Origin of the sequence: Pseudomonas crudilactis (genome assembly GCF_013433315.1) — a bacterium.
Classification (GTDB): domain Bacteria; phylum Pseudomonadota; class Gammaproteobacteria; order Pseudomonadales; family Pseudomonadaceae; genus Aquipseudomonas; species Aquipseudomonas crudilactis.
In genome coordinates this window covers 1-16,288 of record NZ_WXVV01000005.1, presented here as the reverse complement: position 1 = coordinate 16,288, position 16,288 = coordinate 1, and the positions used below count along the sequence as shown (strand labels likewise).

Genomic DNA, 16,288 nt, shown 5'->3' with positions numbered 1-16,288 from the left:
GTCTATTCCAGCAAAAGGTGACGGGCGAGCCCTTCGATGTAGGTTTCATCCTGGCCGTTGGGGTGTGCTTCGAAGGCCAGGTGCAGATATTCGTGGGTCAGGTCGAGGCGATCCTGCAGGGTCAGTACGCCACGCACGTAAATACGTTGGCGTTCGCGATCGACGAAGGGCCTGCCGAAGGCCAGTTTGCACACGGCGAAGGTGCTGACTTCGTTGTAGCCGGTTTCGCTTTCCAGCGTCGGGCGCCAGCCGCGACGTTGTTTTTGCAGCCAGTCTTGCGCGGCGGGCAGCGCTTCGCAGGATGCAACCGGGTTGTCCCAACGACTGAGGCTGGCGCGCGGATAGGCGTGCAGCAGAATCGCGTCGTAACGTTGGCCGGCATTGGCTTGCTCGACGGCTTGCTGCCAGGCGAGTTTGTCCGGGCCGGGTTGATCGGAGTGATAGGTGACGGTGCTGCCAGCCAGCACAAGGTCGGCCGTCCATGCAGCGATGCTGCGTGATTCGGCGGAGGCCGGGCGCGGCGCCACGCGTTGGCGGTTGCTGCTGTCATCGATGCTCAGGCAGTCGCCGTTGCGTGTGGCGTTTTGCAGCAGATACGTGCGGATCGCTACGGCCAACGCCTTGGCAGCTTCGGCGGGTTCAGGTTTGGCTTCACGTTCCAGCACGCGAGCGACGTACTCTTCGCGATCAAGCCTTGCGACGAGTTTGTCGTTGAGCAGAAACAGTTCGCCGTCGCTGTGGATATCCAGCGCGTTGCCATTGGCGAATTCGACGCGGTAATCGCCTTGCAACGGGCCGGAAGTCACCACCCGCTCGCCAGTCAGAACCCGCGTAACCGGATAACGCGAGAACAACCCGACTTCAACACAACGCCCCGCCTCTGCCGGCCACACCGCTGGCAATACGGTCGCCAACGCCTGGCCGTAATGGCGCAAGACCATCTGGCTGGTGCCACGTCCGCCCGCCCAGATCGGCGAACCATCCGCCGTCCAACCGGCAAATCCACCCTGCCGCGACTGCGGGTCCTGATCGCCGAGCCAGCTCCAGGTTTTCACCCGCAAACGCCCGCCCAGTTCGCCAACGACATTGCCATCCGCCGCATTCAGCACCACATCGAGCAGCACTCGACGCGCCTGATCCTGCGCCGGTAGTGAGGCCAAGACCTTCAGCAAATCAACCACGGACACCCGTTGAGCCGGTTGCACCGATGGCAAGTCCAGCAACCACGACGGTGCCTGTCGCGCTTGCCAATACGTCCGCCAATCGGCAGAAGAAATGCCCAACCGTGCAGGCTCAAAATACAACCCGCAGGATTTCACCAGCGCCTGATCGCGCTCGATTCTGCCGCCCGCCGCGCAGCAATAAACCTCGTCCTTCGACTGCCCGCGACATTCATACGCCGGCTCCCGAGCACCTGTATCGAACAGCCACGCGTAGACAAACAACTTCCACAGACTGCCCAGCGGCGTATCCAGCGATGACGGTAACGGTTCACGGGCGATCAGTTGCGTCTGACTCAACGACAACAACTCGCCCTTATAGGCCACGCGCAGCGGCTCATCCTGCGCCGTCGCCAGCGCAGGGAACATACATATCAGCAGCCACAGCAGCGGCCGGCTCATGTCAGTTGACCGTGACCTGACCGAGGGCAGCTTTCGCTTCCTGAGCCTGATGCTGTGGCGCGTAGACTTGCTTGAAGCGCACCGGCGGCAAGCTGAACTGGCCCTTCTGCGAGAAGCGCACCAGATGGCGCAGGCGTAATTCGCCGCTCAGCGCATCGACCGGCACCGCGTACGCCAGTTGACCCGGTTCGAAGCGCGCCTTCTCCAGCGCGGTCGGCTCGGTACCGTCCTTGCCCTGCAACTTGATGCCCCACGTCGTGCGCTCGACATCGGCGCCCGGCGGCAACGGCACTTCGAGCATGCCGTAGCGCAGCGGTTTCGGCGCTTTGCTGGTGAGGATCACTTCGTCCAGATACAGGCTGTCACTGGACAGCGGCTTGGTGCCGACCGGCTCCAGCTTGAAGGTGAACGCTTCGTCGCCCGGCACCAGTCGCGACAGGCGACGGGTGATGGTCACGGCCATCGGATCGACCGCCGGTTGCTGGGTCTGGAAGCTCAACGCCGCACGCAGCGGACGCTCCTGAGTACCGGACACCGTCAACACACTTGGCACCGGTGTCGCACCTTGCCAAGTCCAGTACATCTCACCGGTTGTACCGTAGTTTTTCTTCCAGCCTTCACCCGGCGTCAGCGCAATGGTCGGCGAAGCCTGGGCGATGCTGCGTTGCAGCCAGGTCAACGCCAGCGCACGTTCGAGGGTCGATTGTTGCGGCAGCAGACGCTGCAACAGCGCTTGCGAGCGCGTCTGATCGAACGGTTGCAGCGACAGGTTCAAGGCTTCGGCAAACGGCTGCGAACTGACCGCCAGACGCTGTTGCGCAGCAGCCATCTGACGATTGAACGCGTCCGGCAAGGCCACTTTCGACTGTGTGGCCAACGAAGCGGTCAGCACCCGGGCCGCCGCCAGACCAAGCGCCGAATCCGGATCACTCATCACCAGACTGTCTTCACCATCGTCGAGCATGGTTTCAGCATTGCCTTCGCCGGCCTTGGCCAGATCGTCCATCAAGCCGCTGAGCAGTGTGTTCACCGGCAAATGCATCTGCTTGGCAAACGACAGAATCAGCGCCCGTTGCAGCAACGGCGTGTTCGGCGCCTGCTTGGCGTACACCTCCAGCACACGCTGCCAGTGTTCCGGCGGCAGGGTCAGCTCCAGCACTTGGCTGGCGTTCCAGTCGGCGTAATAGGCGTAGGCAGTGAGGAAAGCATCCGGCTCACCGTCATAACCCCACCAGGTGAAGCTCGCCGACGGCCCGGCCATTTGCACCAGACGCAGACGGCTGTTCTGCATGATCAGGCGCAAGCGATCGCGGATCTGCGGATTCGATGCCAGTGATGGATAGGCGATGCTCAGCGGCAGCAAACGGCTGGCCGTCTGCTCGACGCCGCCGTACGGATAGCTGAGCAGATCATCGAGTGCCGAACGGAACAACGCTTGCGGACTGTCATCCAGACGCAGGCGAATATCGCTGGCGTCGGCCGGCAGGCTCAACGGCGTGTCACCACTGGCGACATCGAGACTTTGCGTCTGCGTCACCTGCCAGCCATCACCGGTCGCACTGAGGCGCACAGCGAGGGAATCGGCGGTCTTGCCGTCCTGCACCAGCTCCGCCGTCCACTCGCCGGAAGCCAATGTGAACGCCGGCAGCGGCAGATAATTGATGCCATTGTTCAAGGTCACCGGCAGGCGTTGTTCAGCGCCCGCGTAGTGAGTCACCAGTTCAGCCTTGACCGGTTTCTCGGCCTGACTGAAGGCGAACACGCCGAGTTGCGGCTGATCACCCTTGCGGAATTTGCTCGGGCCGCTCCACTTCAGGTACAGCGGTTTTTCCGAGCGAACGAACTGCTTCTTCTGCCCGACCTGACCGTCATCGGCGATGGCGCGAGCAGTGATGCGCCAGCGGGTCAAAGAGTCCGGCATCTTGAAGGTGAAGCGGGTTTTGCCATCGGCACCGGTCAACAACTCCGGTTGCCACGCAGCGGTGTCGACGTCTTCACGACGCGGCCGCTCCAGCACTTTCACCCCGCGCTCACTGCGATTGGCTTTGCCCGGCGCACCGGGGCTACCCGGCAACGCGACGTCGTAACTGATGAATGACAGGCTCGCACTGGTGCGCACGTTGTTACGGCGCGGGTGGTAGAAGAACTGGTCGATGGTCGGCGCGACTTCCGGTTGCAGCGCGTAGACCATTTCGTCGACGACGCTGACGGTCAGATGCGCCGGCACCGCTTTGCCGGCGAACTGCGTAGTCAGGTCAACCGTGACGGTATCGCCCGGCAGATACACTGCTTTGTCGGTGCTGATCGCCACGTCGATTTGCGGCGCGACCACTTTGATCCCGGCATTCTGGAAGCTGTACTGACCGCCCTTGGTGTAGAGCACGGAGAAGGTCAGGTTCGGTGCAAAGTTGTCCTTCACCGGGATACGTGCGCGGTATTGGTTATCGCTGAGTTTTTCCAGTTTCAGCCAGTCGCCGCCCTTGGCCAGCAGCGCAGTGGCTTCGACCTTGTCACGTTCCAGCGAGAGCAATGCATCACTGACCGGTTCCGGGAACGTGATCAGCGCCAGCGCTTCATCGCCGGCCTTGTACTCAGGCTTGTCGAGGACGATTTCCACGGTTCCTGGCACCGCTTTGACGCCATCGCCAGTGACCGCATGCCCGGTAGCACCGAGGACGCGACCGTGTTGATCTTTCAAGGTCAGGTTGTAGGTGCCCGGACGCTCGAACGCGAGGCTGAAGCCTTTATCCTTCGCGGCAAGTTTGCCTTCACCGGTGCTCTGGTCTTCCAGACGCACCCAGCCATACGTGCTCGGCGTCACTGCTTTGCTTTGCTCAGTGCCGCCTTCGTTGGCGTAGCTGAACGCAACCTTGTCACCGACCGCACTGAAGCGTTGCGGCGCGCTCAAGCGGAAGCTCGCGGCACCACGGTCGATGAGGATTTCCTTGGTGGTCTTGACCCGATACGCCGCGCCGTCGCTGGCAAACACAGTGAGCATGTAGCGGCTCGGTTTGTCGGCGGCTGGCAGGTCGAGGGTCGCGTTGCCCTTGCTGTCGGTGGTCAGTTCGGTGCTGGTCAGCTCCACCGGGAACTGCCCGAGGTATTGCAGCTCGTTGTCGACCATCGACAGTTGCTGGGCGCGCAGGCTCAGGGTCAGCTTGGCGTTGGCCACCGGTTTGCCGTCCGGGTAGAGCAACACCAGACTGCCTTTGACCGGCTCGCCGGTGCGGTAATCCTGTTTGGCCAGGTTCAGCGATATTTCGAAGTGCGGCTTGATGTACTCCGCCACACGGAAAGCGCTGCTGTAGGCCTGATCCTTGTAGTTGAAACGAATCTCGTAACCACCGGCCACGGCGTTATCCGGCAACTGGAAGCGGCCTTGAGTACCGGCCTTCGAATCGAGTTTCAAATCGAGGTGCTGCAACTCGGTGCCAGTGGCATCGAGCACGCTGACCGTGACATCCGCCGCCCCCGGCAACACCGAATCCCGCGCATTCTTGAACTCGCGACCAACGATTTTCAGCGACACCCAATCACCCGGGCGATACAGCGGCCGGTCGGTGAAGGCATACAGTTTGGTGTCGTAGATTTCGCTGTCGTAATAGAAGTTCTCCGAGACGAACACACCGCCTTCTTCGTCTTCACCAATCACGAACGAGCGCTCAGGACTGACGTGTTTCAGGCGCAGCAAACCATCGGCATCGGTGGCGCCACTGCTCATCACGCCGAGGCCGTCAGTCCAGAGCACATTGACCTTCGGTACCGAACTGCCTTCGTGTTTGCGCGCAGCCCAGACCAGCAATTCATCGCCGGCAATCTTGCTCACCGCAACCGTGTTGGAGACGAACACCATGGTGGTCGCGCGGTACTTGCCGATCAGCGCTTCGACCAGATACAGACCCGGCTTCAGATTGCCCAACGGGATATAAACGTTGCCGGGCGCGACGCTAACGAAATCGCTGGAAGAACCCGCCAGATTCACCCCTTCCGGCGGCTGAATCGGCTTGGCCTGCCACAGCGGATAACGGAACTGGCTGACCACCGGCAGACCCGGAATCAGCGCAAATTGCGGCTGCGCGTCGTACGGCGTCGGCGCTGCGATGGCGTTGCCCATCTTCAGTTCCGGCACTTCTTCGGTGACCTGTTTGCGCGATTCATAAGAGAACGCGCGCTGCATCACCCGCCGGGATTTGCGGTACCAGTTGTCCCACAGATACGCGAGGGTGTTGGACAGGCCTTCGCCCTTGAACTGGCCGTCGCTGACCACGCGGTGCAGGTTCTTCTGGCGCTTGAGGAAATCCAGCGGTTTGTCGATCCGGTACACGCGAATGTCGGCGCCGCCGTACGGTTCCATGCGGAAGCGACGGTAATCACGGCCCGGCGCTTCGAGGCGCACCATCGCCTGCTCGTCCGCCGCGAAACTACTGTCGGCGAGCAGGAAAAAGCTTTCACCGGACACCGGCGTATAGCCGCTCGGCTCAACCGAATCTTCGGCGTTAACGGTCGCCAATGGCAGCAACAGCGCCAGCAGCAAAGGAATTCGCGAGCAGATACGCAACATGCGGGCACCGGTCATTGGGAGAGAAAGTTCAGTCGATAGACGCCGATGAAGTTGGGGTTGGCTGCGTCGGGTATCCATCGGGTGTCCTTCCATGTCATGAGTTGCTGCAGGCTTGCCGAACGCATGCCGTTGTCAGTCGGGGTGGTAGTGCCGGTGTGATAGGCGATGTAGCGGCCCATCCAGATCATCAGGTGCTGGTCGTCGCCCTGATCGAAAAACATCAAATCACCGGGCCGTGCCTGCGAGACATCGCGGCTGACCAGATGGCTGTTGAACTGAATCAGTTTGATCGCGTTGACGTACGGCCCGACCTTGCCGCCGCCCTGCTGCCATTGCTGGGCGAACTTGCGTTGCTCATCGCTGAGCGACAGCTCCGGCGGCAAATAGCGATTGGACAGGCCATTGCTGCGCAGCCATTTGTCGTCGTGGACTTTCAGCGCTTCGTTGGCAGCGAAACGTACCAGCCCTGCACAGTCCTGCTGATACCAGCGCGGGCTCGGGCCCTGGCTCAGTTGCTCTTGGGCGATGCGCACGAACCAGGCGCGAAACACCTGGGACTGCGCCGGATCCAGCGCTGGAGCTTCAACGGCGCGGGCGCCCGCGCTGAGTAACAGCGCGAGCAGGCCGAGGCTGCGGATCAGTGTCGTCACAGCGCTTTCCATTCCAGCGGCAACCACTGCCAGTGGCCGTCAGGCTCGCTGCCTTCGGGCAAGGTCAGGGCATATTTGCCATAGCCGCCGAGGGTGCGCAGTTTCGGAATCAGGTAGGTTTGCGCGGCGTTATAGAACACCGGCTCCATGTCCTGCGGCAGGCTATCGAGGGTTTCCTGCTGCATCAGTTGCGCCATCGAATCCGGGCCGAAATAGATCGGCATCAGCACATCTTTGGGCAGCACGTCGGCCATCGGCGGGAAGCGTTTGTCGAGGGTACCGAGGGCCTTGTCGACCAGTTTGTCGTCTAGGGAAAACAGCAGCGTCGAGCCGTGACGGGCGAGGCTGACTTTCATGAAGGCCTTGCCGGAAATTGCATCCGGGTTTTCCGCAGTCTTCGCCGCATACGGGCCGAAGTTGGAACTGACTTGACGCTGCCAGACGTGGCTCTGGCCTTCTTGTTTCTCGACCACCGGGAACACGTTTTCTTCGACGTTGGCCTCGAACGCGCCGACCATCGAGCCAAACAGTTTGCCGAGATCGCCGTCGAGTTTGCTGCTGTCCTCGTCCTTCAGACTGGCCACCAGTAACGGTGTGTACAAACGCGAATCGGCGTACCAGCACAGGCCCGCCGCGCCGGCCACATGTTCGGTGAGGGTCTGCGCCACGGCTTCTTCGGCGCCGAGTTTTACCAGCAGTGGTTTTTGCGGTTCGGCAGCGACCGGCAAGGTTACGCAGGCACTGGCGCCGAGCGGCATGGCTTGCCAGACCGGTTTGAAATCGAAGTCGGGCTGGTTTTCCAGCTCGTCCATGGCGAGGTAGCTGTGCCAACCCTTGTCGTCCATGTCGAACCGCAGCCCGGCGAAGTTCGGGATGAAGCGCTGATAACCCATGGCGAGAACGCTGGAATTGACCGACAGACGCTGCTTGGTTTCTGGGGTTTTCGCTGGCAGACCGAAGGCTTCAGGGAATAGTTTTTCGCCGTTGAGCAGCGCCGCCAGTGCTTGTGGCGAGACGTGGCCCGACTCTTCAGACGCGCCGCTTTCCGGGTCGTAATACTTGGCCGGATTGGACAGCACCACCAGCTTGTCACCATGGGAAGCGAACAACAGCGCTTTGCTGGCGTTATAGGTCAGTTGGTACAGCGGCACGCTATCGCCGCCGACCTTGAGTTCGCCCATCTGACTGAGCTGAGTGTCATCCAGCGCGACTTTCGCCAGCGGCTCCAGCAGTTTCGCCAGACCACCACGATCCATCACCAGCAGAAAATCCTTCAAGCGACCATCCGCGCCACGCCACAGTGCGACATCGGCTGGCTGATCGAAAAGCTGTTCGATCAGGCTGTCCTGCAACTTCAGATCATGCTCGTAGATGATCCGGCGCAGACTTCCGATCAAGCCAAGGCGATCAGCATGGGTCTCGTAATAGAAGACGAAATCTTCGGTGAGCGTTGCTTTGAGGAACGGCACGGTCAGCAAGTCCTTGGGCAACTGGCTCAGCGAGCGGGTTTCGAGCAACGCATCCGGGCGGCTCAAGCCGAGCTTGTCACTCGCCAATTCCGCCGGCGGCGCCTTGGGCTTGAGCAGCAGCCAGCCAAAACCACCCGCCACGCCGGCCACCAGGCACAACCCGGCCAGCAACAAGGGCCAGCGCCGCGAAGGTTTGGCCACGGGCGTGTCGGCGGCCGGAGTAACAGTGTTATCGCTCATCTTCTCGCTCATTTCCCAAAGCTCAGGATTTCATCCGTGGCGGAATGCTTACTTAATAGTTGAAAGTCTTGACCAACAGCAGATCACCGATCGCCCGCAGGGGCACGATGAACGTTTCGCGTTTTTCGTCGACGGTGTTTTCGTTGAGCACCAGCGTGATTTGCGAGGTGATCACCTCGTTCTGGTTGCTGGTCTCCTCGAAGTTATAGCCGCCGTTGCCGAAGTTGCCCCAATAGTTGACGTAAACCAGATAAGTGCCATGCAGCGGCGCGGTCATGGTGAACATTTCCGGGCCGGGGCCATCGACGCCATCCGGGTCGAGACCGCCGCCATTGCTCAGCGCCGGCCGCGCCCAGAAGGCATGCTGGCCATCGGGCGTGACAATGTGCAGATCGAGTTCGGCTTTCGGATCATCCCATCCCAAGACAAGACGAATTCGTGCCGGCGTGCGCAAATTGTTTGCTTCATAAAATTGCACGCGCTTGAGCGACTGGCCTTCGGCGCTGATCACCTCGACGCTGTTGGAGCCGGCGCCGAACGCGTACGGCCGGGCAAAACGACCCTGGTCGTCGGTGTACAGATTCAGTGGATTGCCATTCACCGCGAGACTATGCGGCGGACGCATGTGTCCGATGGACTTGAGCTGGCCCTGGATCATCGTGCGATTGCGCTGGATGCCGCGATCAATCGGCGGCGTGGGATAGGCGACTTGCGGGTTTTCCGTGCGATCGAGCAAGCCGTGATAGCGCCAGCCACCGACCGGTTCGGACAGTTCAGCACTCGGCGCGGCCCACAGCGTGGGCGCGCAGGCCAGGCCGATCAGTAGCCAAAGAAATGAACGCATGTAATGCCTCCTGCCATGCCTGAACGAAACCTTGCACCCGATCCTCGGTACTTCACAGCGGTGAAAACTGCGTTTCGTCTGAAAGACCCGTGACTATGGGGTCGTAGAAGGCGCGAAGATTAGCGATTCGGCGGTTTTTTAACAATCAGATACATGTGCTGTTGCTGTAGGAATCAAGCCAATCCGGTGGACGGTGAGCCGAATAGGCCTCATATTCGGCTCACAAAATGAGCCGAATAGCATTTCTATTCGGCTCACGGACCCAAGGCAGGCAACGAATGGCAACTTACTGGATCTGGCAGCAGCCCGATTGGCCCGACTTCAACTGGCAGGCGGAACGCCTGGCACCGTTGTTGCGCGAGTGTGTACAGGCCCAAGGTCAGTTGATGGGTATGGCCGGTTCGGTAGGTGACTCTTTGGGGGCTCAGACCGAACTGGACGCCCTTTTGCAGAATATCGTGACGTCTTCGGCCATCGAAGGTGAGCAACTGAATGTCGGCTCCGTGCGGTCATCCTTGGCGCGACGTTTGGGCCTGGAGTTGATCGACGGCGATAAAGTCAGCCAACGCAGTGAAGGTCTGGCGCAACTCATGCTTGATGCCACCCGTCGATTTGCCGAACCGTTGATACTGGAGCGCTTGCTGGAATGGCACCAATGGCTGTTTCCCGATCAAGAGGCTGACCTTACTGCGCGCTCAATGCATGTGGGTGCGCTACGCGGTGACGAGCCAATGCAGGTGGTTTCGGGTCGTATTGATCGTCCAACAGTTCATTTCGAGGCGCCACCTCGCCAAGGTCTTGAGCAGCAGCTCGACCAATTTCTCCAATGGTTCGAGGCCAGCCAGCATCAGACAGCACTGGACCCGATGCTTCGTGCGGGCATCGCCCATTTCTGGTTCGTCACCTTGCATCCGTTCGACGATGGCAACGGCCGTCTGACCCGCACCATCACTGATCTGGCGCTGGCACAGGGCGAAGCGCAAGCCATCCGTTTCTACGCCATGTCGGCGAGCATTCTGGATGATCGGTCCGGCTACTATCGGATTCTGGAATCGAGTCAAAAAGCCACACTAGACATCACTGAATGGCTCACATGGTTCCTGCAAACCTTGCTACGCAGTCTGCAACAAGCCATCACCCGCATTGAAAGCGTGCTGGGCAAGACGCGTTTCTGGCAGGCACACCGCGAGTCCGAACTTTCGGCGGAGCAGGTCAAAGTGCTCAATCGTCTGCTCGACGGCGGCGAGCGGAGCTTTGAGCACGGCATCAGTGCCGGGCAATATCAAGCGGTGGCGAAAGTGTCGAAGGCCACAGCAACCCGACACCTTGCGGAGTTGCTGGAGAAAGGTTGCCTTCAACGCTTGCCGGGAGGGGGTCGTAGCACCCGCTATCAGATCAACTATCCCGACAGAGCTACACATTAATCTCACCCAGCACAGAGCCATTTCTGTCCTTGGGAGCCGGCCCGCCCATTTGCCCATAAACCCCCTATCTGCTAGTGTCGCGCCGGTTTAACGTCAACCGGAAATCGCCGCCATGGCCCGCAAAAAAGCTGCACTGGATTTCGAACAGTCTCTCGCCGACCTGCAAACACTGGTCGAGCGTCTGGAGAACGGTGAGTTGTCGCTGGAAGACTCGCTGACCGCTTTCGAGCAAGGCATCGGTCTGACTCGTGACTGCCAGGCAGCGCTGGCGCAGGCTGAGCAGAAGGTGCAAGTGCTGCTGGAGCGCGATGGCGAACTCGCCGAGGAACCCTTCGACGCGGAACAGCCAGAATGATTGCAGCGTATACGGCGACGAGTCAGACCCGGGTTAACGCAGCGCTGGAAACTCAGTTCAACGCGCCATTGCCGGAGCTGGCGCGGCTTTACGAAGCCATGCGCTACAGCGTGATGAACGGCGGCAAACGCGTGCGACCGCTGCTGGCCTACGCGGCGTGCGAAGCGCTCGGCGGCAAGGCTGAGCAAGCCAACGGCGCGGCCTGCGCGGTTGAGCTGATCCACGCTTATTCGCTGGTTCACGATGATTTGCCGGCGATGGACGACGACGATTTGCGTCGCGGCCAGCCGACCACCCACAAGAAATTCGATGAAGCCTGCGCGATTCTTGCCGGTGACGGTTTGCAGAGCCTGGCCTTCAGCGCCCTGCTCGACCCGCGTCTGAGCGATTGCAGCAGCGACATCCGCCTGCAAATGGTCACTGCGCTGGCACAGGCTGCGGGCCCGGCCGGCATGGTCGGCGGTCAAGCCATCGACCTCGGCTCGGTTGGCCTGAAACTCGATCAGAAAGCCCTCGAGCAGATGCACCGGCACAAGACCGGCGCACTGATCGAGGTCAGCGTCAAACTCGGTGCTCTGGCCAGCGGCCGCGCCGAGAAGGACGAACTCAAGGCCCTGCAGACTTATGCACAGGCCATTGGTCTGGCCTTTCAGGTACAGGACGACATCCTCGACGTCGAAAGCGATACCGCCACCCTCGGCAAACGCCAGGGTGCCGACATTGCTCGGGACAAGCCGACCTACCCGGCGCTGCTCGGTCTCGACGCTGCCAAGGCCTACGCGCTGGAACTGCGCGATCAGGCCCTGCACGCCCTGCGACCGTTTGACGCGGCCGCCGAGCCCTTGCGCGAGCTGGCACGGTATATCGTCGAGCGGCGCAACTGACGGCGTATCCGCCAAAAAAGACCAACGCGTGGGCAGGGGGCGATGCATCAGGTAAACTGCCGCATCTTTTATACCTATAACGATTCGCCTGATGCCCACGACGTTTCATGAGATTCCCCGCAAGCGCCCGACCACGCCCCTGCTCGACCGCGCGAATACGCCGGACGGCCTGCGCCGGTTAGGCGAAGCCGAGCTGGAAACCCTGGCCGATGAGTTGCGCCTGGAATTGCTCTACACGGTCGGTCAGACCGGTGGGCATTTCGGTGCCGGCCTGGGCGTGATCGAGCTGACCATCGCGTTGCATTACGTCTTCGACACGCCGGACGACCGTCTGCTGTGGGACGTCGGGCATCAGGCGTATCCGCACAAGATCCTCACCGGTCGCCGCGAGCGCATGGGCACCCTGCGTCAGAAGGACGGCATTGCCGCGTTCCCGCGTCGCGCCGAGAGCGAGTACGACACTTTTGGCGTCGGCCACTCCAGCACCTCGATCAGCGCTGCGCTGGGCATGGCCATTGCCGCCCGCCTGCAGAACAGCGATCGCAAGGCGATTGCCGTGATCGGCGATGGCGCGTTGACCGCCGGCATGGCCTTCGAGGCGCTGAACCATGCGCCGGAAGTGAACGCCAACATGCTGGTGATCCTCAACGACAACGACATGTCGATTTCGCGCAACGTCGGCGGTCTGTCGAATTATCTGGCAAAGATCCTTTCCAGCCGCACTTACGCGAGCATGCGCGAGGGCAGCAAAAAAGTCCTGTCGCGCCTGCCCGGCGCCTGGGAAATCGCTCGTCGCACCGAAGAATACGCCAAGGGCATGCTGGTTCCTGGCACGCTGTTCGAAGAGCTGGGCTGGAACTACATCGGCCCGATCGACGGCCACGACCTGCCAACGCTGATCGCCACGCTGCGCAATATGCGCGATCTGAAAGGCCCGCAGTTCCTGCACATCGTCACCAAGAAAGGTAAAGGCTTCGCCCCGGCGGAAGTTGACCCGATCGGTTACCACGCGATCACCAAACTCGAACCACTGGACGCTCCGGCCGCTGCGCCGAAAAAGGCCAGCGGGCCGAAATACTCGGCGGTGTTCGGCGAGTGGCTGTGCGACATGGCCGCGTCCGATCCACGTCTGGTCGGGATTACCCCGGCGATGAAGGAAGGCTCGGATCTGGTGGCGTTCAGCGAACGCTTCCCGCTGCGCTACTTCGACGTGGCGATTGCCGAGCAACACGCAGTGACGTTCGCTGCCGGCATGGCCTGCGAAGGTGCGAAACCGGTGGTGGCGATCTATTCGACGTTCCTCCAGCGTGGTTACGACCAGTTGGTGCATGACGTCGCGGTGCAAAACCTCGATGTGCTGTTCGCCATCGACCGTGCAGGTTTAGTCGGCGAAGACGGCCCGACCCACGCCGGCAGCTTCGATCTGTCGTACCTGCGTTGCATCCCGGGCATGGTCATCATGACGCCGAGCGATGAAAACGAACTGCGCAAAATGCTCACCACCGGCCATCTGTACAACGGCCCGGCGGCGGTGCGTTATCCACGCGGCAATGGCCCGAACGCCACTATCGAGAAAGACCTCGAGCCGATCGAAATCGGCAAGGGCATCGTCCGTCGTCAGGGCAGCAAAGTCGCCTTGCTGGTGTTCGGGGTGCAACTGGCCGAGGCGCTGAAAGTCGCTGAGAAGCTTGATGCCACCGTGGTCGACATGCGTTTCGTCAAACCGCTGGATGAAGCGCTGGTGCGCGAGATTGCCGGCAGCCATGAGCTGCTGGTGACGATCGAAGAGAACGCGATCATGGGCGGCGCCGGTGGTGCGGTTAGCGAATTCCTCGCGCGGGAGAACATCCTCAAGTCGATGCTGCATCTGGGCTTGCCGGATGTTTACGTCGAACACGCCAAGCCTGCGCAGATGCTGGCTGAGTGCGGGCTGGATGAGGCCGGGATCGAAGCGTCGATTCGTGAGCGTCTGGAATTGCTCAACAAGTAATCGCGATACCGGTGCAAAACCCTGTGGGAGCGAGCTTGCTCGCGAAAGCGGACTGTCAGTCGAGTCATTTTTGACTGACACACCGTATTCGCGAGCAAGCTCGCTCCCACAGTGGTTTGTGTGACTGACAAAATTGAATCCGCTCTACGCGTCAACGGACCACTGATGAAACTCTCGCGCCTTGCCCTGCCCTTCTTCCTGCTGCCATCCGCCAACGCCCTCGCCGACAACTTCGAGCGTGATCAGGCGCTGAAGCTGCCGGATACGCTGATCTCCGCCAACCGCCAGGTCGAAGCCCGCAACGACAGCAGCGCCGCCAACACGGTGTTCACCCGCGAAGACTTCGACCGCCTGCAACCGAGCGACGTGCCTGATCTGCTGCGGCGCGTGCCCGGCGTGCAAGTGGCGCAGACCGGTGGGCGCGGCAGTCTGCCGGGCATTTACATTCGCGGCACGCAGTCGGCGCAGAGTCTGGTGTTGGTCGACGGCCAGCGCATCGGCAGTTCGACCTCTGGTGACAGCAACCTGCAGCACCTGAACATCGAGCAGATCGAACGGGTGGAAGTGCTGCGCGGTTCGCGCTCGGTGATTTACGGCAGCGATGCGATTGGTGGGGTGATTCAGATTTTCACTCGACGCGGTACTGAGCAAGGCTTGCAGCCACGGATGCACGTCGGTTTCGGTAGTCATCAAACGTGGCAGCGCAGCCTCGGCTTGTCCGGCGGCGATGAGAAAACCCGCTTCAATCTCGGCGCCAGCCTTGATGAAACCGCTGGAATCGACCGTACCCATGAGTCGTATCCAAGTGATGGCGATCATGATGCCTATCGCAATAAATCCGTCAGCCTGAGCCTGAGCCATGCGCTGACCGATGACATCGAAATCGGCGCCAATCTGCTGGATAGCCGTGGCAAGAGCGAGTTCGACAACCCGTTCGGTCGCTTCGACATGACCACGTTCGAGTCGGTACAGCAGCAGCCGTACAGCGATTTCAACGTCAGCAGTGTCAGCAGTTACGTCGATGCTCGGGTCAATGAAACCTGGAAAACCCGCGTCGAGTTCGGCCATACCGAAAACCGCGAGAAGACCCTCGACAAACTCAGTGACGAACGCACGGTGTTCAACACCTACCGCGACTCGGTGAACTGGCAGAATGACCTGACGCTGGACGCCCGTAACAGCCTGATCCTCGGCGGCGACTGGTACGAAGACCGGGTCAACAGCAGCACCGCATTCGACGAAGACAGCCGCTGGAACCGTGCCGCATTCATCCAGCATCGTTATCAGGCCGACAGGTTCTCCACGGAACTGGGTTTGCGCCATGACGACAACCAGCAATTCGGTAGCCAGAACACCTGGAGCGGCACGTTCACCCTGCCGCTGAACCCGGATAACGACTTGCTGCTGAGCTACAGCGAAGGCTTCCGCGCGCCGACCTTCAACGACCTGTACTACCCGGACTTCAGCAACCCGGACCTGAAACCGGAAACCTCGAAAAGCTACGAGCTGCAATGGCGCAGTCAGTTGAGCGACAGCAGCCGCCTGGAAGCATCGATTTACCGTACCGACCTGGAAGACGCGATCATCTTCGGCAGCAACTCACGCCCGGAGAACGTCGCTTCGGCACGGATCAACGGTTTTGAAGCGGCGCTGAAGCAGGAACTGTTCGGCTGGCAGAGCAATCTTGGCGTTTCGATCATTGATCCGCGCGATCGCGATACCGGGCACACGCTGGCCCGGCGTGCGCGGCGGACGTTGAGCTGGGATCTCGATCGACAATTTGATCAAGCCAGCCTCGGCGCCAGTTGGCAGGCGGTCAGTAGCAGTTATGACGATAAGGACAATACGCAGGCGCTGGGCGGCTATGCGCTGTTCGGCTTGCGCAGCAGTTGGGCGCTGAATCGAGAGATCAAGCTGGATCTGAAGGTCGATAACCTTTTCGACAAGGGTTACAGCCGCGCGAACTACAGCTATGACGGCAGCCAGTATGGCTATCGCGAAGAAGGTCGAGTGTGGATGTTTGGTGTCACCTGGACCCCTGAGCTTTGACCTGAGATTTGCAGTGTTTTGGCTGGACTCTTCGCGAGCAAGCTCGCTCCCACATTTGGAATGCAATCCCCCTGTGGGAGCGAGCTTGCTCGCGAAGAAGTCACCACGGTTTCAGCGGTCAGGCGCGATCAATTGGCAGAGTTTGGCGGTAGCGCTGATCATTTGGCCACTTGGGCGCTCAAGGCCTTTGTCGGTGACCA

Annotated in this window: 10 protein-coding genes and 1 pseudogene; 5 read left to right on the top strand and 6 right to left on the bottom strand. The window is 60.8% G+C overall.

The features are described from left to right. Positions 1–2: 2 nt before the first annotated feature. The 5 genes from GTU76_RS06970 to GTU76_RS06950 are packed head-to-tail and all read right to left on the bottom strand — an operon-like array spanning position 3 to position 9,386. Positions 3–1,622, bottom strand: a complete 1,620-nt coding sequence (locus GTU76_RS06970) for a DUF2300 domain-containing protein (protein ID WP_180698310.1) — start codon at positions 1,620–1,622, stop codon at positions 3–5. A 1-nt stretch (position 1,623) separates the two neighbouring features. Continuing rightward, positions 1,624–6,198, bottom strand: coding sequence for an alpha-2-macroglobulin family protein (locus tag GTU76_RS06965; RefSeq protein WP_180698309.1), 4,575 nt, complete (start codon positions 6,196–6,198; stop codon positions 1,624–1,626). After that, the gene (locus GTU76_RS06960; protein WP_102899863.1) at positions 6,195–6,845 is read right to left on the bottom strand and encodes a DUF1175 domain-containing protein; all 651 of its coding nucleotides are present in this window, start codon (positions 6,843–6,845) and stop codon (positions 6,195–6,197) included. The genes GTU76_RS06965 and GTU76_RS06960 overlap by 4 nt, the downstream gene beginning before the upstream one ends. Further along, a complete protein-coding gene (locus tag GTU76_RS06955; RefSeq protein WP_180698308.1) occupies positions 6,830–8,542 on the bottom strand; it encodes a DUF2138 domain-containing protein in 1,713 nt (570 codons plus the stop codon). Before GTU76_RS06955 ends, GTU76_RS06960 begins: the two co-directional genes overlap by 16 nt. A gap of 52 nt (positions 8,543–8,594) precedes the next feature. Next, positions 8,595–9,386 carry a YfaP family protein gene (locus GTU76_RS06950; protein ID WP_180698307.1) on the bottom strand — a complete coding sequence of 264 codons (792 nt, stop codon included), beginning with the start codon at positions 9,384–9,386 and terminating at the stop codon, positions 8,595–8,597. Positions 9,387–9,664: 278 nt separating this feature from the next. On the opposite strand from GTU76_RS06950, the gene GTU76_RS06945 reads away from it, so the two are divergent. From GTU76_RS06945 to GTU76_RS06925, 5 genes are all read left to right on the top strand, one after another. Next, positions 9,665–10,810 (top strand): Fic family protein, encoded by a 1,146-nt coding sequence (locus GTU76_RS06945; RefSeq protein WP_016984123.1) that lies wholly within the window; start codon positions 9,665–9,667, stop codon positions 10,808–10,810. A 112-nt stretch (positions 10,811–10,922) separates the two neighbouring features. Further along, positions 10,923–11,165 (top strand): exodeoxyribonuclease VII small subunit, encoded by a 243-nt coding sequence (locus tag GTU76_RS06940; RefSeq protein WP_003228627.1) that lies wholly within the window; start codon positions 10,923–10,925, stop codon positions 11,163–11,165. Next, positions 11,162–12,049 (top strand): (2E,6E)-farnesyl diphosphate synthase, encoded by an 888-nt coding sequence (gene ispA, locus GTU76_RS06935; RefSeq protein WP_016984122.1) that lies wholly within the window; start codon positions 11,162–11,164, stop codon positions 12,047–12,049. Before GTU76_RS06940 ends, ispA begins: the two co-directional genes overlap by 4 nt. A 91-nt stretch (positions 12,050–12,140) precedes the next feature. Continuing rightward, positions 12,141–14,039 (top strand): 1-deoxy-D-xylulose-5-phosphate synthase, encoded by a 1,899-nt coding sequence (gene dxs, locus GTU76_RS06930; RefSeq protein WP_016984121.1) that lies wholly within the window; start codon positions 12,141–12,143, stop codon positions 14,037–14,039. Between the two features lie 165 nt (positions 14,040–14,204). Next, positions 14,205–16,088: a TonB-dependent receptor domain-containing protein gene (locus GTU76_RS06925; protein WP_180698306.1), complete on the top strand. Its 1,884-nt coding sequence runs from the start codon at positions 14,205–14,207 to the stop codon at positions 16,086–16,088. 111 nt (positions 16,089–16,199) lie between these two features. On the opposite strand, the pseudogene GTU76_RS06920 reads toward GTU76_RS06925, so the two are convergent. Next, positions 16,200–16,288 (bottom strand): annotated as a pseudogene (locus GTU76_RS06920) (cobalamin-binding protein); the annotation flags it as partial.

Bases quoted from the DNA above. Each gene is read 5' to 3' on its own strand.
- GTU76_RS06970 (WP_180698310.1), bottom strand. From the start codon at position 1,622: ATGAGCCGGCCGCTGCTGTGGCTGCTGATATGTATGTTCCCTGCGCTG.
- GTU76_RS06965 (WP_180698309.1), bottom strand. From the start codon at position 6,198: ATGACCGGTGCCCGCATGTTGCGTATCTGCTCGCGAATTCCTTTGCTG.
- GTU76_RS06960 (WP_102899863.1), bottom strand. From the start codon at position 6,845: ATGGAAAGCGCTGTGACGACACTGATCCGCAGCCTCGGCCTGCTCGCG.
- GTU76_RS06955 (WP_180698308.1), bottom strand. From the start codon at position 8,542: ATGAGCGATAACACTGTTACTCCGGCCGCCGACACGCCCGTGGCCAAA.
- GTU76_RS06950 (WP_180698307.1), bottom strand. From the start codon at position 9,386: ATGCGTTCATTTCTTTGGCTACTGATCGGCCTGGCCTGCGCGCCCACG.
- GTU76_RS06945 (WP_016984123.1), top strand. From the start codon at position 9,665: ATGGCAACTTACTGGATCTGGCAGCAGCCCGATTGGCCCGACTTCAAC.
- GTU76_RS06940 (WP_003228627.1), top strand. From the start codon at position 10,923: ATGGCCCGCAAAAAAGCTGCACTGGATTTCGAACAGTCTCTCGCCGAC.
- ispA (WP_016984122.1), top strand. From the start codon at position 11,162: ATGATTGCAGCGTATACGGCGACGAGTCAGACCCGGGTTAACGCAGCG.
- dxs (WP_016984121.1), top strand. From the start codon at position 12,141: ATGCCCACGACGTTTCATGAGATTCCCCGCAAGCGCCCGACCACGCCC.
- GTU76_RS06925 (WP_180698306.1), top strand. From the start codon at position 14,205: ATGAAACTCTCGCGCCTTGCCCTGCCCTTCTTCCTGCTGCCATCCGCC.